The sequence below is a fragment of the Sunxiuqinia rutila genome (assembly GCF_050589705.1).
GTDB classification, from domain to species: Bacteria; Bacteroidota; Bacteroidia; order Bacteroidales; family Prolixibacteraceae; genus Sunxiuqinia; species Sunxiuqinia rutila.
Genome location: NZ_JBNGOT010000010.1, coordinates 22,568 through 41,862, shown reverse-complemented (window position 1 = coordinate 41,862; position 19,295 = coordinate 22,568). Strand labels below are relative to the sequence as shown.

Annotated in this window: 16 protein-coding genes; 6 read left to right on the top strand and 10 right to left on the bottom strand. The window is 42.7% G+C overall.

Annotated elements, in window-relative coordinates:
* The 3 genes from ACRD6K_RS13710 to guaB are packed head-to-tail and all read right to left on the bottom strand — an operon-like array spanning position 1 to position 4,310.
* Positions 1-852, bottom strand: coding sequence for a hypothetical protein (locus ACRD6K_RS13710; RefSeq protein ID WP_430973696.1), 852 nt, complete (start codon positions 850-852; stop codon positions 1-3).
* Positions 849-2,789: a peptidylprolyl isomerase gene (locus tag ACRD6K_RS13705; RefSeq protein ID WP_430973695.1), complete on the bottom strand. Its 1,941-nt coding sequence runs from the start codon at positions 2,787-2,789 to the stop codon at positions 849-851. The genes ACRD6K_RS13710 and ACRD6K_RS13705 overlap by 4 nt, the downstream gene beginning before the upstream one ends.
* A 48-nt stretch (positions 2,790-2,837) precedes the next feature.
* Positions 2,838-4,310, bottom strand: a complete 1,473-nt coding sequence (guaB, locus tag ACRD6K_RS13700; RefSeq protein ID WP_430973694.1) for an IMP dehydrogenase — start codon at positions 4,308-4,310, stop codon at positions 2,838-2,840.
* A gap of 160 nt (positions 4,311-4,470) precedes the next feature.
* On the opposite strand from guaB, the gene ACRD6K_RS13695 reads away from it, so the two are divergent.
* The 5 genes from ACRD6K_RS13695 to rbp all read left to right on the top strand — a co-directional run bounded on the left by ACRD6K_RS13695 (position 4,471) and on the right by rbp (position 9,427).
* Entirely contained in the window at positions 4,471-6,402 is a 1,932-nt protein-coding gene (locus ACRD6K_RS13695) for a RecQ family ATP-dependent DNA helicase (RefSeq protein WP_430973693.1), read from the top strand.
* A gap of 41 nt (positions 6,403-6,443) precedes the next feature.
* Positions 6,444-7,079, top strand: a complete 636-nt coding sequence (locus tag ACRD6K_RS13690; RefSeq protein WP_430973692.1) for a DUF5063 domain-containing protein — start codon at positions 6,444-6,446, stop codon at positions 7,077-7,079.
* A gap of 2 nt (positions 7,080-7,081) precedes the next feature.
* Positions 7,082-7,660, top strand: a complete 579-nt coding sequence (locus ACRD6K_RS13685; protein ID WP_430973691.1) for a 3'-5' exonuclease — start codon at positions 7,082-7,084, stop codon at positions 7,658-7,660.
* Positions 7,657-8,838 (top strand): class I SAM-dependent rRNA methyltransferase, encoded by a 1,182-nt coding sequence (locus ACRD6K_RS13680; protein WP_430973690.1) that lies wholly within the window; start codon positions 7,657-7,659, stop codon positions 8,836-8,838. Before ACRD6K_RS13685 ends, ACRD6K_RS13680 begins: the two co-directional genes overlap by 4 nt.
* Positions 8,839-9,154: 316 nt before the next feature.
* A complete protein-coding gene (rbp, locus tag ACRD6K_RS13675; RefSeq protein WP_299578125.1) occupies positions 9,155-9,427 on the top strand; it encodes an RNA-binding regulator in 273 nt (90 codons plus the stop codon).
* A 64-nt stretch (positions 9,428-9,491) separates the two neighbouring features.
* On the opposite strand, the gene ACRD6K_RS13670 is transcribed toward rbp, so the two are convergent.
* The 7 genes from ACRD6K_RS13670 to ACRD6K_RS13640 form a co-directional block, all read right to left on the bottom strand.
* Positions 9,492-9,938, bottom strand: coding sequence for a GAF domain-containing protein (locus ACRD6K_RS13670; RefSeq protein ID WP_430973689.1), 447 nt, complete (start codon positions 9,936-9,938; stop codon positions 9,492-9,494).
* Between the two features lie 56 nt (positions 9,939-9,994).
* Entirely contained in the window at positions 9,995-10,462 is a 468-nt protein-coding gene (gene pyrI, locus ACRD6K_RS13665; RefSeq protein WP_299578127.1) for an aspartate carbamoyltransferase regulatory subunit, read from the bottom strand.
* A gap of 5 nt (positions 10,463-10,467) precedes the next feature.
* Positions 10,468-11,379: an aspartate carbamoyltransferase gene (gene pyrB, locus ACRD6K_RS13660; protein ID WP_299578128.1), complete on the bottom strand. Its 912-nt coding sequence runs from the start codon at positions 11,377-11,379 to the stop codon at positions 10,468-10,470.
* A gap of 302 nt (positions 11,380-11,681) precedes the next feature.
* Complete coding sequence (locus tag ACRD6K_RS13655) at positions 11,682-12,284, bottom strand: YigZ family protein (protein WP_430973688.1); 603 nt, start codon at positions 12,282-12,284, stop codon at positions 11,682-11,684.
* 55 nt (positions 12,285-12,339) lie between these two features.
* Complete coding sequence (gene dnaA, locus ACRD6K_RS13650) at positions 12,340-13,770, bottom strand: chromosomal replication initiator protein DnaA (RefSeq protein ID WP_299578130.1); 1,431 nt, start codon at positions 13,768-13,770, stop codon at positions 12,340-12,342.
* A 275-nt stretch (positions 13,771-14,045) separates the two neighbouring features.
* Positions 14,046-15,305: an MlaD family protein gene (locus ACRD6K_RS13645; RefSeq protein ID WP_430973687.1), complete on the bottom strand. Its 1,260-nt coding sequence runs from the start codon at positions 15,303-15,305 to the stop codon at positions 14,046-14,048.
* A gap of 69 nt (positions 15,306-15,374) precedes the next feature.
* Positions 15,375-16,532 carry an N-acetylmuramoyl-L-alanine amidase family protein gene (locus ACRD6K_RS13640; RefSeq protein WP_430973686.1) on the bottom strand — a complete coding sequence of 386 codons (1,158 nt, stop codon included), beginning with the start codon at positions 16,530-16,532 and terminating at the stop codon, positions 15,375-15,377.
* Between the two features lie 84 nt (positions 16,533-16,616).
* Here ACRD6K_RS13640 and ACRD6K_RS13635 point away from each other — a divergent pair, with 84 nt between their 5' ends.
* A complete protein-coding gene (locus ACRD6K_RS13635; RefSeq protein ID WP_430973685.1) occupies positions 16,617-19,238 on the top strand; it encodes a putative LPS assembly protein LptD in 2,622 nt (873 codons plus the stop codon).
* The last annotated feature ends 57 nt before the right edge of the window (positions 19,239-19,295 follow it).

Below are 19,295 nucleotides of genomic sequence, written 5' to 3'. Positions count from 1 at the left end.
TTATTTTTTAATAGTATAAAGTTTGAACTTATTCGATTCCAGGCCTTCTTGATAGACATCAGTCTCTATTTTTTTGAGAAAATCAATTTTTCGCTGATTCAAAAGGATATTTTTGATGGATGACTTGACAAAGTCAACAGGTGCGTATTCTCCTTTAAACCTGAAATCGCGGATACAAATAAAATAATAATATTCTGTATCATCACTTTCAATAAACTTGTTTCTGCGTAAAAAACGTTCCAGGTTATCTATTTCAAGCGGAATTTGGGTTAAGATGCGGTTGGCATCAATCCATTTATCTCCAAACCGGTCGTAGCTTTTGGCGTAACGAATGCCATATTCGTCCAGTTCAAGCAGTTTTTGAGGATCATTATCCATCGACAGCTCTTTCAGTATTTCGGGGTTGGACAGCTCGATGGGGGTTTTTAAATACACCGCTTTAACGATGTCGTTTTTCAGGATGAACTCTTTTTTGTGCGACTCATAGTAGTTTTCAATCTCCTGATCGGTGATCAGGGTGTCCATTTTTTGTTCCATGAGTGCTTTCTTATACCGGTAAGTGATCAGCGAATTGCGGTAGTCTTCCAACTCGCGGCTCACATCTTTTTGCGAAGCACTCAGGTTTTCTTCTGCATTCAGAACCATTAGTTCTCGTTGCACCCATTTCTGAATAAAATCATCCATCCAGATGGTGCTGTCCTCCGTGCTGAGGCTGCCAGGCAAAACTTCTTCCACTTCTTCGAGGTAGAGGATTTTGGTTCCCACCTGAGCCAGCGGAACTTTCTCCTGTTCAACCTTACAGGCGCTAAATAGCAGTAGTATTAATCCAATGTATAATGGTGTATGCTTCATTGTTTTTCCAGGCTATTGAGTAATTTTTTGTTTATTTTTATTTTGTACTGTTTTCGGAGTTGTTTTAGCCAGTCTTGCTCCAGTTGTTGCTGATAGTCGGCAATATACAAGCCTTTGGCTTCTTGCAGCGTTTTGGCTTGCGGCGGCACTTTGTTTCCACGAACAAAATACAGGCCATCCACAAAGTCGTTGGGCTTTGGTGCATTCCAAACAAAATAATCCACTAAAGGATCCTGGCCTTGTTCAAAATAGCCAAACTCCACTTCCACGCCTTCTTCATTGCGATGATTTTTTAGAAGATCCTGAAGTTCTGTTAACCGAATTTCGGGTTCTTGTTCAAAGACGGCCTCAATAAAATCCCTTGACTCCTGAGTGGGGCATTTGATGCGCCAACCATGAAAGCGGGTATCCCATTGGTACTTCGATTGATTTTTTTTGTAAAAAGCGACCAGTCCGGCTGAATCAGTAGCAGCTGCATGCCAGATTTTATCTTCTGAAATATTGAAAAGCAATATGCCATCATGGTATTCCTGAACTAGGTTTCGAAATTCCGGATATTTTGTTTCCAGATGAGCGTTTTCGTATTGACGCAGGGTTTCTGCTACAAAGTTGTTATAAGCCTGAGGGATTAAAATTGTCTTTTGATCTGCAGCAATTGGCTTGAGGTAAGTCAAAAATTCGTCTGAAGTTACTTGCTGATTGGCAAAACGAAACAAAACCTGATCAGGCTTGGCTGGTCGGAATTGATCCAGCTTGTTGCTGTCGAGCGCTTTTTGTAGCGCGCTGGTTAGTGCAGCAAGGGCTGGCTCATCCTGCTTGAACTGATATTCACCCTTCAAATTTTGAATAAAACGCTCGGCATTATGTTGGCTGATTTCGGGATTGGTTCGAATTTTCTCTTTCAGGAAATCCTCCAGTTCATCGAATGATGGAACTGGTCGGTGCTCCAGACGTTTGATGATATGCCATCCGTAAGGTGTACGAAGGACGGGCGAAAGCTCATCATCATGCTTCAAGGCAAAAGCGGCTTCTGCAAATTGAGGTGGCATACCCGAAGAGGAGAACCAGGACAGTATGCCTCCCTTGTTGGCCGATTGACGGTCGTCGGAGTGAAGCTCGGCTAAACGGGCAAAATCGGCCCCGTTTTGTAGTTCTTTGAGCAAACTGTCCAATTGTTGTTTCGCAAGCTGAATGGCCTCTTTGCTGGCTTGTTCGTCCAGCTTTTTCATGATGTGTGCTACTTTGAGCTGACCACGGGCAGGACGCTTTTGGTTAACTTGGATGAGGTGGTAGCCAAACTTGGTTCGAACCGGAAAGGAAACTTCACCAACTGCCGTTTTGTAGGCAGCATCTTCAAAAGGGTAGACCATTTGAAAGGCACTGAAGTTTCCCAGATTGCCTTTGTTTTGCCTGACCGAAGGGTCTTCGGAGTATTTCTCGGCAAGTGTTTCAAAAGCTGCACCGTTGTTTATTTGTTTGCGAAGTTCGAGCAACTGATTGTAAATTCTTGAGGTGTCCTGTGGGCTTGCATCGTTTTTTACCAGCAACAGTATATGACTGACATTGATTTCGGTTTGCATGCGCTCGTAAGCCGTTTTTACCATTTCGTCGGTATATTGAACAGCTGTTAGGTAGGGCTTGGCCAGTTCGTCCCGGTATGTGTTTAGTTCGTTTACAAAAGTAGGGAGTGTATCGTAACCCAGGCGTTGGGCTTCCAAAACTTTCAGCTTGAAATTGATAAATAATTCCATGTATTCGCGGGGCGATTTCATCTCTGCACCATCAAGCATAAGCTGGGTATTTTTATGGTATAACCGAACAAACTCTTCTTGGGTTATGGCGTGATCATCAATGGTAACAATGATGTCGGAATCGCCTTGACCCAAACAAAAGGTTGTGGTTAATACGGTAAAAAAGAAGAGCAGGAAATGAGGCATACAAGGATTATCAATAAAAATTTCAACTTAAAATTGTGCCGGGACTATTCAACGGCTACTGTAATTGGGAGCTTCCCGGGTTACAGAAACATCATGCGGATGACTTTCCTGAATGCCGGATGCCGTTATTTTGGTGAACTTGGCATGCATTAACTCCTCAATGTTTCTGGCACCACAGTAGCCCATTCCTGCTTTCAATCCGCCAATCAGCTGGTAAAGGACTTCGTAAAGCGTGCCTTTGTAAGGAACCCGGGCAGTGATACCCTCCGGAACCAGTTTTTTGATGTCATCTTCCACATCCTGAAAGTACCGGTCTTTCGAACCGGCTTGCATGGCTTCCACAGAACCCATGCCGCGGTAGGACTTGAACTTTCGACCCTGGAAAATGATGGTTTCACCGGGTGATTCTTCTACTCCGGCAAACAGGGAGCCAGCCATGATGGAATTGGCTCCGGCAGCAATGGCTTTAACAATGTCGCCGGAATAACGGATACCTCCGTCAGCAATGACCGGAACATCACTATCTTTTAGGCTTTTGGCAACATCATAAATGGCCGATAGTTGTGGGATTCCGACTCCGGCTACCACGCGGGTGGTGCATATTGATCCGGGACCAATACCCACTTTTACGGCATCAGCTCCGGCAAGTACCATTTCGGCGGCAGCTTCAGCAGTGGCAATGTTTCCGGCAATAAAATCAATTTCCGGGTATTTGGCTTTGGCCTTTCGCAAGGTTTCCAAAACGCCTTTGGAATGCCCGTGTGCGGTGTCAATAACAATGGCGTCTGCCTGGGCTTTTACCAACTCATCAATTCGGTCCATTGAGTCGCTGGTGACACCAACGCCAGCAGCAACGCGTAGCCGCCCTTTATGATCTTTGCAAGCCAACGGTTTGTCTTTGGCCTTGGTAATGTCTTTATAGGTAACCAAACCAATCAATTTTTTATGCTGATCGACTACCGGTAGTTTTTCAATTTTATATTTCTGAAGAATCTCGGCTGCTTTGTCCAGATCGGTTGATTCGGCTGTGTAAACCAAATTCTCCGAAGTCATGACTTCAGCAATCGGACGATCCATGTTTTGCTCAAAGCGAAGGTCGCGATTGGTAACAATGCCAACCAGCAGGTTATTGGAGTCAACCACCGGAATCCCTCCGATTTTGTAGGTTTTCATGATCTCCAGTGCATGGCGTACAAGCTTATGTCGCTCAATCGTAATGGGGTTGTAAATCATGCCATTTTCAGCTCGTTTTACAGTCATTACTTGCTGGGCTTGTTCCTCAATACTCATATTTTTATGCAAAACCCCGATACCGCCTTCGCGGGCAATGGCAATAGCCAAGGTGGCTTCGGTAACCGTGTCCATGGCTGCCGTAACGATAGGGGTGTTTAGCTTGATGGAGCGCGAAAAGGAAGAACTCAAATCAACATCGCGAGGCAATACATCAGAATATGAGGGGATTAGTAGTACATCATCAAATGTCAATCCTTCGCTGATTATTTTATCGGCATAAAACGACATGGTTGCGATTTTTGGGTTTGATACAATAGGCCAAAACTACAAAAAATAACCGGATTAAGCTTGGATACGGGCATTGCAAGACTCCATTAAAAAAATTAAATTTCATTAAAATTTGTTAAGTTGAATCTGTTTTTATAATCATTGCAAAAAATTAGTTCGCTTGAGTGATTTTAAATCCATATTAACCCGTTACTGGGGCTATTCAGATTTTCGTCCGTTGCAGGAAGAAATTATTCAGTCAGTTGATAAGGGAAATGACACCTTGGGATTGATGCCTACCGGTGGTGGGAAATCAATTACCTTTCAGGTGTATTCCTTGGCAAAACCCGGAATTTGTTTGGTCATTACCCCGCTGATTTCCTTGATGAAAGATCAGGTGGAGAACCTGAGTAAAAAGGGCATTAAAGCGTTGGCGATTCATTCGGGCTTAAGTCAGCAGGAAATCAAAATTGCCTTTGACAAAGCCAGCTGGGGAGATTACAAATTCTTGTATCTGTCTCCGGAGCGAATCAACACCGAGCGCTTCAAGGAGCATCTGACCAATATGGATATCAACCTGATTACGGTTGATGAAGCGCACTGTATTTCGCAATGGGGCTTCGATTTTCGGCCTTCGTATCGAAAAATAACTGAGCTTCGGAAACTATTGCCCGATGTGCCGGTTTTGGCCCTTACGGCCACTGCTACCCGTGAGGTTGAAAAAGATATTCAGAAACAGCTGGCGTTTAAAAAGGAGCACATTCTGCGTAAAAGCTTTTTCCGCGAAAACCTGATTTATATTGTTCGCGAACGGGAAGATAAACTGAATTATTTGCTGCAATCGGTTAAACGAGCGAAAGGAACGGGGATTGTGTATGTACGCAGCCGGAAGCTGACCAAAGAGATCAGTGAATTTTTGCGACGCAATCAGATTTCGGCTGACTATTACCATGCCGGCCTCAGCAGCTTAAACCGGGAGCGCAAGCAAGACGACTGGAAATCGGAGAAAACAAGGGTGATTGTAGCCACTAACGCCTTTGGAATGGGGATCGATAAAGCCAACGTTCGGTTTGTGATTCATTATGGTCCTGCGGATTCGCCGGAAGCTTATTTCCAGGAGGCTGGCCGCGCCGGAAGGGATGGAAAGAAAGCTTATGCGGTACTGATTTATGGCCAATCGGATATTCTGGCCTTAAAAAAGAATGTGGAAAAATCCTTTCCCGAAATTCAGGTCATCAAGAATGTGTACCAGGCACTTTGCAATACCTTTCAAATGGCGGTTGGCTATGGAAAAAATCAGACTAAGGACTTTAACCTGGGCAATTTTGCCTCGAAATACAAGATGCAGATTCAGGCTATTTACAGTAGCATTAAAATTTTACAGCGTGAAGGGTACCTGGAGCTGACGGAAGAAAGCGATAACCCGTCGCGCGTGACGTTTGTGGTTGGGCGCGACGAACTGTATAAGTTTCAGGTGGCCAATTCGAGTTTCGATGGCTTTACCAAATTATTGCTGCGTTCTTATTCCGGCCTTTTTTCTGATTATGTACCGATTAATGAAGAGGTGCTGGCTAAGCGTGCCGGCCTTAGTCTGGAGGTGGTTTATCGTTTTTTGAATCACCTGAATGCCCATAAAATTATCCATTACATTCCGCGGAAAAACACGCCTTACATTTACTTCCCGAAGGAGCGAATTGATATCAGCCGTCTGAAGATTTCGAAAGAACATTATGCCGACCGCAAAAACGATTATCAGAAGCGGATTGATGCAATGATTCACTATTCAACCCAAAAACTAAAGTGCCGAAGCCAGGTTTTACTTCACTATTTTGGTGAAGATGAGTCGGTTCGGTGTGGGAAATGTGACGTGTGTCTGGAGCGGAATGAGTTGAGCCTGAGTAAGCTCGAGTTTGATCAGCTGGCTGAAGATATTAAAAAGAGTTTAGCGGAAGCATCTACTTTTGAAGAACTGATCATGAAATTGAAAGGCAAAGAAGACCTGAAAATAAAGGTCATCCGCTGGCTAATGGACAATGGTAAGATTGTGCGGCGCATTGATAATAAGCTGGAATGGAAAAGGAATCCGGAGACTAACGGTTCAAAAACCGAATGAAACGGAAAATCTTATTATTTTTGCAGGATTAATTGCACAATATGACCGAGGAAAATTTAAATCCAATTGTTTATTCTAAGAATGCTATTGAGTTTGTTACGGTAGCCAACGAATATTGTAACTTTCTGGAAACAGCCAATACGCAAAACACACTTTCTTTTTTGAACCGGGCACAGAAAATTTTGCCTTTACTGTACCTGAAAACATCGGTTTTGCCTGATGTGGAGAGTTTTGAAGAAATGGGACTGGAAAAGTTTGTTAGTGAGGTTGATTATAACTTTCTGCAGCAAAAGGTGATGAATCTTTTGGGAGAATACGATGATTTTCAGGAAGTATTTGATGCAGATATGCAATTCAGCGATGCCCCGTTGAGTTCCAGTATTTCAGAGTGTTTAACCGACATTTATCAGGATTTGAAGGACTTTTTGATGTCTTACCGGACTGGTGATGAACTGGTGATGCAGGAAGCCTTATGGGTTTGTATCGATAATTTTAAAAACTACTGGGGACAACGTCTGGTAAATTCCTTACGAGCTGTTCATGCACTCATTTATGGCGATGTTGATTTGGAAGACCAGGTAAATATAGCCGTGGAGAATGACCCTCGTGAGGAGGAAGAGGGTGCAGGCAACAAGCCGGAATGGCTGAACCAATTATTCAAGAATCAGGGAGATTAAGTATGTTTATAGAAAGTATTACGAAAGAAGCACTGGCCGAATTACCATTACATGCCTTTGATGGAAAAATTGTTTTGGTGGATAGTCAAGAACAGTTAGAAAAGGCCATCGCTTATTTGCGTGACCAGGATGTTTTAGGGTTTGACACGGAAACCAAACCTTCGTTTAAGCGAGGACAGGTCCACCAAGTAGCGCTACTGCAGTTGTCAACATCCGATAAAGCCTTTATCTTCCGAATCAATAAAATTGGCTTACCCAATGAGCTGAAAGACATTTTAGCCGATGAACAAATCGCCAAAGTGGGCGTGGCTATCCGCGACGATATCAAGGCACTTCAAAAAATTAACCGATTTACACCTCAGGGCTTTATCGAACTTCAGGATGAAGTAAAAGGCTATGGGATACAAGATTTTAGCCTGAAAAAAATTACGGGCATTGTTTTAGGATTTCGCATTTCCAAATCGCAGCGTCTGTCTAATTGGGAAGCCGATGAATTAACTGAAGCGCAACTGAGCTATGCGGCCACTGATGCCTGGGTTGCTTGCGAAATTTTTAACTCCTTAATTGCAGCACAGTCATGAACCTACCCATAATTACCCTGAAAGCCGGAAAAGAACAATCGCTAAACCGGTTTCATCCCTGGATTTTTTCGGGGGCCGTCAACTACATTAGTCGGGAGTTGGAAGAAGGAGAGTTGGTTCGCGTGGTTTCCAGCAAAGACGAATTTTTAGCCATTGGCCATTTTCAGATTGGTTCAATTGCGGTGCGTGTGCTGTCTTTTGAAGATACCGTGATTGATCGTAATTTCTGGAAAAAGAAACTTGCTGTAGCTCTTGAACTGCGTCGCAGCCTGGGCTTTCATGAATCTCAAACCAATGTGTTTCGCCTTATTCATGGCGAAGGCGATGGCCTGCCCGGACTGATTGTTGACTTTTACAACGGAACGGCGGTTTATCAGGCGCATTCGGTGGGTATGTATCTTGTTCGGCATGAGCTGGCCGAATTATTTAAAGAACTTATGGGCGACCAGTTGGTTGCCGTTTACGATAAGAGTGACAAAACACTTCCATTCAAAGCCAATATTCAACCTGAAAACGGCTACTTGCTGGGCCAGTCGGAGCCTTGCATTGTTCAGGAGTACGGACTTTCTTACCGGGTTGATTGGGTGGAAGGGCAAAAGACAGGCTTTTTCATCGATCAGCGGGAAAACCGGAAGCTTGTGGAACAGTTTTCGAAAGGCCGCGATGTGTTGAACATGTTTTGCTACAGCGGAGGTTTCTCCTTTTTTGCCATGCAGGGAGGAGCCAATAAGGTGCACTCTGTGGATGCATCGGCTAAAGCCATTGAGCTCACCCGGCAAAATGTGGCGCTGAATTTTAAAGACGATCAACGCCACGAGGCTTATGTGGCTGATGCCTTTGATTTTATGCGAGATATGAAAGATCGTTACGATTTGGTAATTCTTGATCCACCGGCTTTTGCCAAGCACCGTGGTGCGCTACGTCAGGCGCTTCAGGCTTACAAGCGATTGAATGCTAAAGCATTTGAGCAAATTCGTCCGGGCGGTATCTTATTCACATTCAGCTGTTCGCAGGTGGTTAGCAAAGATCAATTCCGGGAAGCAGTATTTTCCGGAGCAGCCATTTCGGGGCGTAAGGTGCGCATTTTGCATCAACTTCATCAGCCGGCTGATCATCCCATCAATATTTATCACCCTGAAGGAGAATATTTAAAAGGCTTGGTTTTATACGTTGATTAGATGGACGATAGTTTTTTTCGTTTTTCATAATTTATTGTGCAAAAAACCATTGAAAAAATTTGCAGATTCGAAACAATACTTATTTTTGTATAGAGTATGGTTGCGAATCGGTATTTTTTCAGATTAAAAATCAACCTTTTCCCGGAAAATGAATCACATTCATCCCCAACTGACAACGTTATTTTATGTATTTAGGGTAGGGGGTGAATTTGCTTGGTTTCTGTGATAAATTATTCGGATAATTGAATTTTACGGTCCGCATGTTTTTCCCCGCCAGTTATGTTTTTATTTATTTCAAATTTTTTATTCTTAAACTATGAACATTTACGTAGGTAACCTGGACTACAATCTTAGAGAAGACGAACTGGGTGAAATTTTTGCTGAATACGGAGAAGTTGTCTCTGTGAAAATTGTTAAGGACCGTGAAACTGGAAGAGCCAAAGGTTTTGGCTTTGTTGAAATGGCTGTTGAATCCGAAGGAGACAAAGCCGTTGAAGAATTGGATGGAGCTGAAGTAAACGGAAGAAATATAAAAGTTAACAAAGCCCGGCCCAGACCGGAAAGACCTCCAAGAAGAGATCGCTATTAATGCTGACTTTTATAGACTGCTAAAAATATTGGTTCGTCCGGATTTCCGGACGAACCTTTTTGTTTTAAAAAGAAGCTTTGAGTAAGGCGCAAACCTGTTCCAAAAAGTCCTGGTCTTCTTGTGTGAATGGGGCAGGAGAGTGGCTGTCAATATCCAATTCGGCAATAAATTCGCCGTTACGAAGGATGGGAACCACTATTTCTGACTGTACATCCAAGCTGCAGGCAATGTAGTTCGCTTCCTGGCTTACATCCTGAACAATGATGGTCTCTTTCTTTTCTGCTACCTGTCCGCAAACGCCTTTGCCAATGGCAATTTGCGTATGATCGGTAGGCTTTCCCACATAGTCTCCCAGTTCGAGCATGCCGTTTTTAAGCAGGTAAAAACCCACCCAGTCGTAATGATAGACTTTCTCTTTCAATAGCTGGCAAACCCTTAGGTGCAGGTCTACCGGATTGCTGGCAACCTGCTGTTTGACTTCTTCTAAAATGGCACTAAAATCTGGTCTCATTTTCTCGTTATTAAAATAATAATGCACGTTGTTTAACTGCCTTTATGGCCTTTTACTTATTTGATAACCATTTGGTTTTCGTGGGTAATTTTCTCGCAATACTTACACTTAAGCGCTACAGGTTCCTTCGAAATAACCGAAAATGAAGTGGTTATGGGCTCCGAATTGGTGATGCACTTTGGGTTGAAACACTTAACAATTCCAACGATGCGATCGGGTATCGTAACTTCTTTTTTCTCAATCACTTCGTAGTCGCGAATAATGTTTAGTTTCGCATGCGGAGCAATCAGCGCAATTTTGTTGATTTCATCATTCTCAAAAAATTGATTGGAAACCTTGATGATGGCTTTCTTACCCAGCTTGTCGCTTTCGAGGTTGGCGCCAAAGGTGATCATGTTTGGTGTTTGATCCAGTTCCAGGATTGAAATTACATCAAACAGGTTTTCAGAAGGAATATGATCGATTACGGTGCCTTCACTGATGGCGCTGACTTTCAGTTTTAATTTTTTCTTATGCTCTTTCATGACAATTACTTTAAGTTTAAAGCATGAGCAATGATGGCCTCGCGGGCATAAACACCGTTGCGTGCTTGCTGAAAATAGTAGGCTTTTTCATTTTGGTCTACGTCGGTAGCAATTTCGTTAACACGAGGCAGTGGGTGCAGAATACGCATGTTGGGTTTCGTGTTTTTGAGCATGCTGTTTTTAAGGATGTAGACATTCTTGACTTTTTCGTACTCCATGGGGTCTGAAAAACGTTCTTTTTGCACGCGGGTCATGTAAACGATGTCAGCCTCTGAGATGATATCGGTAAACTCCAGGTGCTCGAAGTAGCGAATCCCTTTTTCGCGCAGGTAAATTTTGTATTCCTCGGGCATCAGCAGCTCTTCGGGAGCGATGAAATTGAAGATGGGGTTGTCGAATTGAGACAGGGCCATCAGCAGTGAATGTACGGTACGTCCGTAGCGAAGATCGCCTACCATGAACAGATTCAGGTTGTCAAACGTCTGCTGGGTTTTCAAAATAGAGTACATATCCAGCAGGGTTTGGGTGGGGTGCTGGTTGGCTCCGTCGCCGGCATTGATAACCGGAACTGAGGAAACTTCGGCGGCATACCGGGCACTTCCCTCCATGGGATGGCGCATCACAATCAGATCAGCATATTGTGAGACCATACGTATGGTGTCGTGCAGCGTTTCTCCTTTGGTTACACTGGACGAACCGGCATCAGAGAACCCGATAATTCGACCGCCCATACGGTTGATGGCGGTTTCGAAACTCAACCGGGTACGGGTTGATGGCTCAAAAAAGAGCGAGGCTACAACTTTGCCATCCAATAATTTCTGATTGGGATTTGCTTCAAAATCTGCAGCCAGATCCATTATTCTCAGGTAGTCTTCCTTCGAATAATCCATGATGGAAATTAAATCTTTTTTATTCATTCGATCTGTGTCATTAAGTGATTTCAAAAAAAAACCAACAGGATTAAAAAATCACTGTTGGTTTTTACTATCCGGAAAATATACCGGTAACAAATAAATTTGCTGAGTTGAAAAATGTCTATCCAAGACCTTGATGAAACGTCTAAATTTGGGAAAAAAATATGTCAGGTGATCCTGCTCACCTTTTGGGAATTCATATTGAACGTTTAAACGCTTCATCAAAATCCAAAATTAAATAAATTGTGCATGTAACAATTGCCTTTTTGGTGTGTTTTATTAGCGATTTATCAACAAAATCGGGATTAATCAACAAGTGTTACGTTTACACCGTGAATTTTCCGGAATTTTTCCATGATACGCTCAGCTTCACTTTGCCGGACTGATGTTGTAATCTGGCAACGTAGTTCAAACCTGGTTTCTTTCTGCTCCAGCTCTTCTTCCTTAAAAATACGCATGACCGGATTCATGTTGGGATAGTCAAAATCAAGCGTGAAATAGGTTTCCACCAGCTTTTCAATGATTGTGGTTTGGTCCAGCACATCAGCGGCTGCGGCTTTGTATGCATTAATCAGCCCTCCAACTCCCAGTAAGGTTCCTCCAAAGTATCGAACCACTACGACCAAGACATTGGTAAGTTCCAGACGCTTGATCTGGCCCAGAATCGGCTTGCCTGCTGTTGATGAGGGCTCTCCGTCGTCGTTGGCCCTGAAGCGTTTTTTGGCAGCTCCCAAGCGCCAGGCATAACAATGGTGACGCGCCGAGTGATGGGCTTTCTTTAGTTCCTGAATGTGCTCTTTGATTTCATCCTCGGTTTCAACCGGAAAAGCGTAGGCAATGAATTTGCTGCCTTTGTCTTTAAACAGGCCTTCTGCTGCTTCGGCTATGGTTCGGAAAGAATCGGTCATTTTTAAAGTTATAAAAAAAAGGCAGATCAAATTGATCTGCCAGCACTGATTACAGTTACATTTTTAATTTCTTTTCTATCTCGTCTACAAAGAACTTGAAATTCTTGTCCGTTTCTTTGAGGTTGTTTACTGTCTTGCAAGCGTGCAACACCGTAGCATGGTCTTTCTTCCCAATTTGGGAACCGATGGATGCCAAGGATGATTTGGTCAGGCTTTTGGAGAAGTACATTGCCAACTGCCGTGCCTGAACAATTTCTCTTTTCCGGGTGCGTGCCTGAAGCGTGTCAACCGGCATGTTGAAATAGTCGCATACTACTTTTGAAATGTAATCGATGGATAATTCGCGTTTCGAGCTTTTTACCAATTTGTTGACCATTTCGCTGGCCAGTTCAATGGTTACTTCTTTGCGGTTCAGGGTTGACTGAGCCAGCAGCGAAACCAAAGCTCCTTCCAGTTCACGAACATTGTTCCCAACATGCGAAGCAACATATTCCAATACTTCTTCTTTGATTTCAATGCCGTCTTTGTAGGTCTTGCGTTTCAGAATTTCCATTCTGGTTTCAAAGTCTGGCATCTGAAGATCAGCTGTTAAACCCCACTTGAAACGAGAAAGTAAGCGTTGTTCCATGCCTTTCAGTTCAATAGGTGGTTTATCCGAAGTCAGAATCAATTGTTTTCCGCTTTGGTGAAGGTGGTTGAAAATGTGGAAGAAAGTCTCCTGCGTTTTTTCTTTTCCAGCAAATTCATGCACATCATCCAGAATCAGCACATCAATCATTTGATAGAAGTGCAAAAAGTCGTTGCGGTTGTTATTACGGATGGCTTCCGTGTATTGTGTTTGAAATTTGTTCGCGTTGACATACAAGACAATTTTCTCAGGAAAACGTTCCTTAACTTCAATACCGATGGCGTGGGCCAGGTGCGTTTTTCCAAGTCCAGAGTTTCCGTAAATCATTAACGGGTTGAAAGCTGTTCCTCCCGGATTTTGTGATACCGCATAGCCAGCACTTCTGGCCAGACGGTTACATTCGCCTTCAACAAAATTTTCAAAGGTGTTGTCAGGCTTTAATTGAGGGTCAACCTGAAGTTTTTGAATACCAGGAATAATAAACGGATTCCTGATAGACGCTTTCCCCTCCGTTTTTAATGGTACGTTTAATGGTTTATTTTGGATTTTGCTATTGTTTGTTGTTGGGTATTTAACCGTGTAAGGTTGCGTGTTTGTTTGGTTGTTCCCCATTACAACAACATATTCGAGCTTGGCATCGTTTCCTACTTCTTTTCGTAAGGTTTTGCGCAACAGATCAATGTACTGCTCTTCCAAATATTCGTAAAAGAATGGACTTGGTACCTGAATGGTCAATACCTGATCGTTAATTTTTACCGGTACAATTGGCTCAAACCATGTTTTAAAACTAATTGTAGGAACATTATCTTTTATAACTGAAAGACAACGATTCCATACAGCAAGATGATTGTTACTCATTTTGAACAGCAGGATTTAAATATAATTCGACAAATTTTTTCCCTAGTTGAATTCCCGACAACAAATCTTGTGAAAAAATAAGTATTAAAAAAATCAATTTTGACTTGACTTTTATGAAACCAATATAACCTACTTCGTAGTCAGGTAGTTAAAAAAAATACTTTTTTCATGCTTTATAACAGTCAAGCAGTCAATCATTTATACTTGCTTCGTTCTGGAACCATTGTATTCTGAGGAGGTTGCGATTTTTTAAAATTTATGAAAAAATTAAGATGCTAATTTCCTAATTTCTTCAAAGCCTTTTCCAGTCTTACTTTCCGTCCATTTTTAAATGCAACTATACTTGCATCTGGGAAAACAGTTTTAGCTTTAGTGTGCATTTTCATAATTTCATCGATGTCAGATGTACTTCCCGTCAGGTAACTGTATACGCCGGATATTTCCACCTCTTCTACTTGCTCAAATTGCTCAAAAATCGAATTTTCCAACGACATCCGTTTAGGGCTCGATATTAAATGAACTTTCAGGGTGTAGTCGGCATTTTTGTTTTGAGCTCTTTCAGGAGAAACATAAACGTTTTTGCCTAGGTCGAAAGCTGAGAAGTGGACGTAGCGTTTCGGATTGTTCCGAAGGTCTTTGAGCAGGTTGTCCAGGCTTTGGCTCATGTCGGCCAGGTTACTGTATAGTTCTTCGTCATTAATCAATTTTCCGGCTGTTCCTTTGCCGGTATCCAGCTTTTCGAGGATACTGTTCATGCCTTGAGCCGAGGCATGGAGCTCCCCAATGAGTTTGGCCAGATCGGCTGCAGCAAGACTGTCACTGATGGAAGAGAAGTTGCTGACAATATTGGTAAAGTCATCGCTGTTGGCATTCAGGCTTGCCGACAGTTCGTTCATATTTTGAATTATACCTTGAAGGTTGGATTTCTCCGAAACCAGCAGTTCGCTTACTTCGTTGGATGCTGTTTCGAGGTTGAGAATGGTTTGGTTGATTCGTGTAAAACTTTCGGCCAGGTTTTTCCGGGCTTCAGCATTAAATACGTAAGTAATGACGGTGATCGCGGAGTCGAGCGAGCCCAGCAATTGTTCGGCCTTATTTTTCAGAGGCAGTACCTGCATGCTTACTTGTTCTTTCAAATCTTCCTCAATACTTCCGGGAATGGTGTCTCCCGGCTGGTAATAGGCATTGGATGGAACAATTTGCAATTTGATTGATTTGGTCCCCATAATGTCTGAGGAAACGATTCGTGCGGCTGATCCTCGCGGTATCAGAAAATCACCTTCCAACGAAAAGGCCACGACAAGACTTCCATCATTTCTGGCTGAAAAATCAATGGACTTGACTTGCCCCACCTGGTAGCCATTCATCATTACGGCACTGGATTCCAGTAGCCCGTCAACTCGTTCATACACGACATGGTAGGTGGTGTTTTGTTTGAAAAAGTCAATTCCCTTGAGGTAATTCATACCCCAAATGAAGATGGCAAAACTAAATACAATTAAAAGACCTAACTTGGTATACTTCGAGAGTTTCATAGATGTTTTCTGCTTATTATTTACAATATTAGTGAGCATTCCGGTAGTTTACAAACATTGTGTTGTGAACTACGGTTTTATTTTGCGCAAGGCTTTTTTTATAGGGATGGTTTTATCCTTTTCAAAAGCAACAATAAAGGCATCCGGAAATAAGTGTTTAATTTGATTTCTTAGTGTTTTTATTTCCTCCAGCGTTTGGGTTTTGCCATAAAAATATTTGTACACCGGGCTCATTTGTTTGCGCTCAACTTGTTTTAACCCTTTAAAATTAGATGGTTTGGTGTCAATGGCTTTGCTGGTTGCGGCAAGCTGAATGCAAAAATAAATGTTCTGGTCACTACTCTCTGGAAGTTCTTTTTTCACTGGCTCAGCAGCAGGTGTTTCGCTAGGTGTATTGCTAGCAACAAGTTTATAATCACTTTTGCTGTCCACCACTTTTTTATATTCTCTTACAGCCCGGAATACGGCTGATGCCAGGTAAGCCTGCCCGTCATCCGTATTCATGTAATTGGCTTCTTTCGGGTTGCTTAAAAAACCAGCTTCAACCAAAACGCTGGGCATACTGGTTTGGCGCAGAACCAAAAAACCGGCTTGTTTCACGCCTCGGTCTCTCCGGCCTGCCCGCTCTCGGAACTGATCCTGAATGGAAGCAGCCAGGTTGATACTTTGATACAAGTGTTCGTCCTGTACCATTTCAAACATGATGTATGATTCCGACGAATTCGGATCAAAGCCTTGGTAAGTTGTGGAGTAATCTTCTTCCATTAAAATGACGGCATTCTCTTTCTTGGCCACGTCCAGGTTTTCCTCGGTACGGTGAAGTCCCAGCACAAAGGTTTCGGTTCCGGCAATGGAAGGAGTGCCACAATAATTGGCATGCAACGAGATGAAAAGATCGGCTTTATGCTTGTTGGCAATGGCAGCACGCTGGTGCAAGGGAACAAACACATCTTTATCACGCGTATAAACAACTTTGACGTCAGGAAGATTATTTTGAATATAATTTCCCAATTTCAAGCCAATGTTCAAGACAATATCTTTTTCTTTAATCTGTTTTGTTACTGCACCCGGATCACGTCCTCCGTGCCCGGGATCGATGATCACGGTGAAGGGTTTGTCCGGCAGGTTGCCACTTTTCACGATTGGCGGGAACCATAAGATTAGAAAGGCAATAACAAGTGTTATTTTTGGGCTGATGTCCATATTGATGATTATAGAATGAAACAAAAATAGAAATATTAAAATTATTTTGCATTCGTTGGCCCGTTTGTCTGGGTTGAATTTATATTTTTGCAGACCAACGTGACCGCAATGGCAAACATTTTACCTGATTTGATAAGAATTCGATTTACATATATGCTGCTTTTGTTGGGTCTTTCTGCTTTTGCGCAGGAATTGCCGGACACAACACAAGTAATCAAGCCTCTAAGAGAGTTGCCAGTCGACTCATTGGTGGTAGCTGGCGAAGCTGTTCCTGATACAATCAGTCGTTCTGATTCGGCCAGTTCAACAGTTTTGGAAGCCCCAATTACCTATAATGCCACCGACTCTATTGTGATTTCTCTGGATGGTAAAAAAGTGTATCTCTATAAAGATGCCGTAGTAACTTACCAAACCATTGAGTTGAAAGCTGACTACATTGAGCTGGATCTTCAAACCAAAGAAGTTTATGCTGAAGGGGTACCGGACTCTGCGGATGTCATGCAGGGTGAGCCGGTATTTAAAGATGGGCAGGAGGAGTTTGAAAGTGAAACCCTGCGCTACAATTTTGAAACGCAAAAGGGGATTATTACTGAAGTGAAAACGCAGCAGGGCGAGGGCTATGTGCATAGTGAACGAACCAAAAAGATTGATGCCAACGCTTTCATTCTGAAAAAAGGAAAGTACACGACTTGCGATGCTGATCATCCGCACTTTTACCTCAGAATGACCAAAGCCAAGGTGATTTCAAATAAGAAAATCATTACCGGGCCGGCTTATTTGGTACTGGAAGATTTTCCGATTTATTTTCCAATGATTCCTTTTGGCTTTTTCCCAAACTCGCCAACATATTCGTCAGGTATTATAATACCGACCTATGGAGAAGAACAAAACCGGGGGTTTTTCCTGCGTGAAGGAGGATATTACTGGGCCGCAAGTCAGTTTTTTGATTTGACTGTGAAAGGGGATATTTACTCGAAAGGATCGTGGGGAAGTAACTTGCATACCAATTATAAAAAACGGTATAAGTTTTCGGGAAGCTTTGATTTCAGGTACAATGTAAACCGATACAGCGATCCGGGTTTGCCTGATTTCAGCCGGTCACCCGGATTCTCCCTGCAATGGTCGCACTCGCAGGACAGCAAAGCCAATCCATTTCAAACTTTTTCAGCGAATGTGAACTTGTCAACAACCAGCTACGACAAGCAAAACTCGTATAACGTACAAAATTATTTGCAGACCACTAAATCATCGAGTATTTCCTACTCCAAGAAATGGGAAAACTCGCCGTTTAATATGTCTGCCAGCTTCAGGCATTCGCAAAACTCGAGGGATTCAACCATTTCACTAAGTTTTCCGGAGCTTACTTTTTCCATGGCTAAAATTTATCCGTTTAAGCAAAAGGGGCGGGTTGGCTCGGCAAAATGGTACGAGAAAATTGGTTTTAGTTATACCGGAAACATCAAAAATTCGATAACGGCCCGCGAAGATGAAATTTTAAGCAAGTCACTGGTAACTGACTGGAGCAATGGCTGGAAACACACGATTCCAATTTCCTTGCCCAACTTCAATTTGTTAAAATACATCAATGTGAGTCCAAGCATTAGTTATTCGGAACGTTGGTATACCAATTACCTTGAAAAAAACTATGCTTTTGACCATGTTGCTCAGGAGGGAACGCTTTGGGTGGATACCATTTACCACTTTAAGCGGAATTACAACTATTCGTTTGCCCTGAGTTCGCAGACCAATATTTACGGGATGTATCAGATTAAGAACCCGAATTCGAGGATTAAAGCCATTCGTCATAAAATGTCGCCTTCCATTAGTCTGAGTTACAATCCTGACTTCACTGATCCGAAATACGGTTTCTGGGACAGCTATATTGATGAGAAAGGGAATGTGATTAGCTATAACCGGTTTGCCAATGGCGTTTTTGGTTCAGCAACTTCAAAAGAAAGTGGTTCCATCAACTTTGGGTTGACCAATAACCTGGAAGCCAAAGTTGCCGCTAAAAATGACACGACCGGTGCCGAAGGAAAATTTCAGAAGATAAAGATTATTGACAACCTTGGCTTTAGCGGTTCCTATAACCTGATTGCTGACTCGTTGAATTTGAGCAATATCCGTATCAATGGACGGACAACAATTAAGGGTGTTAACCTTAATTTTGGCGGAACACTTGATCCGTATGCAACGGACACGAAAGGGAATAAGATTAACAAATTTATGTGGAATGAAGCTTCCGGCTTGGCTAAGCTGGGACGTTTAACCAATGCTAACTTGTCTTTTGGAATGTCTTTCAAATCGAAAAAGGAAGATGAGAAGAAGGAAGGCGAGGAGTCGACAGTGGAGGAAGTGGTTTATCCGGATGGTCGTGTGGAGTATTACGATTTTAGCATGCCTTGGGATTTTCGCTTCGACTATAGTTTAAGCTATTCGAAAAGAAGCCCGTATCATGATGCCCAAATCAACCAAAGTTTGAACTTTAGCGGAAGACTGAATCTGACCCGCGAATGGAATATGCAGTTGACGACCAACTTCGATGTTCAGGCTGGTGAGTTTTCATTCACCACATTCAATATCAACCGGAAACTGCACTGCTGGAATATGAGCTTTAACTTTGTTCCTTTCGGACAGCGTAAGAGTTATAGTTTCACCATCAACGCCTCATCTTCGATGTTGAAAGATTTGAAGGTAAACAAACAGCGTAGCTGGTTCGACAATAACTAGTCAACGTTAGCTTAGTATAAAAAGAAAGCCCGCAGTATAAATCATACTGCGGGCTTT

Excerpts from the sequence above, each read along its gene's own strand:
- ACRD6K_RS13710 (WP_430973696.1), bottom strand. The coding sequence starts at position 852 with ATGAAGCATACACCATTATACATTGGATTAATACTACTGCTATTTAGC.
- ACRD6K_RS13705 (WP_430973695.1), bottom strand. The coding sequence starts at position 2,789 with ATGCCTCATTTCCTGCTCTTCTTTTTTACCGTATTAACCACAACCTTT.
- guaB (WP_430973694.1), bottom strand. The coding sequence starts at position 4,310 with ATGTCGTTTTATGCCGATAAAATAATCAGCGAAGGATTGACATTTGAT.
- ACRD6K_RS13690 (WP_430973692.1), top strand. The coding sequence starts at position 6,444 with ATGACCGAGGAAAATTTAAATCCAATTGTTTATTCTAAGAATGCTATT.
- ACRD6K_RS13685 (WP_430973691.1), top strand. The coding sequence starts at position 7,082 with ATGTTTATAGAAAGTATTACGAAAGAAGCACTGGCCGAATTACCATTA.
- ACRD6K_RS13680 (WP_430973690.1), top strand. The coding sequence starts at position 7,657 with ATGAACCTACCCATAATTACCCTGAAAGCCGGAAAAGAACAATCGCTA.
- rbp (WP_299578125.1), top strand. The coding sequence starts at position 9,155 with ATGAACATTTACGTAGGTAACCTGGACTACAATCTTAGAGAAGACGAA.
- ACRD6K_RS13670 (WP_430973689.1), bottom strand. The coding sequence starts at position 9,938 with ATGAGACCAGATTTTAGTGCCATTTTAGAAGAAGTCAAACAGCAGGTT.
- pyrI (WP_299578127.1), bottom strand. The coding sequence starts at position 10,462 with ATGAAAGAGCATAAGAAAAAATTAAAACTGAAAGTCAGCGCCATCAGT.
- pyrB (WP_299578128.1), bottom strand. The coding sequence starts at position 11,379 with ATGAATAAAAAAGATTTAATTTCCATCATGGATTATTCGAAGGAAGAC.
- ACRD6K_RS13655 (WP_430973688.1), bottom strand. The coding sequence starts at position 12,284 with ATGACCGATTCTTTCCGAACCATAGCCGAAGCAGCAGAAGGCCTGTTT.
- dnaA (WP_299578130.1), bottom strand. The coding sequence starts at position 13,770 with ATGAGTAACAATCATCTTGCTGTATGGAATCGTTGTCTTTCAGTTATA.
- ACRD6K_RS13645 (WP_430973687.1), bottom strand. The coding sequence starts at position 15,305 with ATGAAACTCTCGAAGTATACCAAGTTAGGTCTTTTAATTGTATTTAGT.
- ACRD6K_RS13635 (WP_430973685.1), top strand. The coding sequence starts at position 16,617 with ATGGCAAACATTTTACCTGATTTGATAAGAATTCGATTTACATATATG.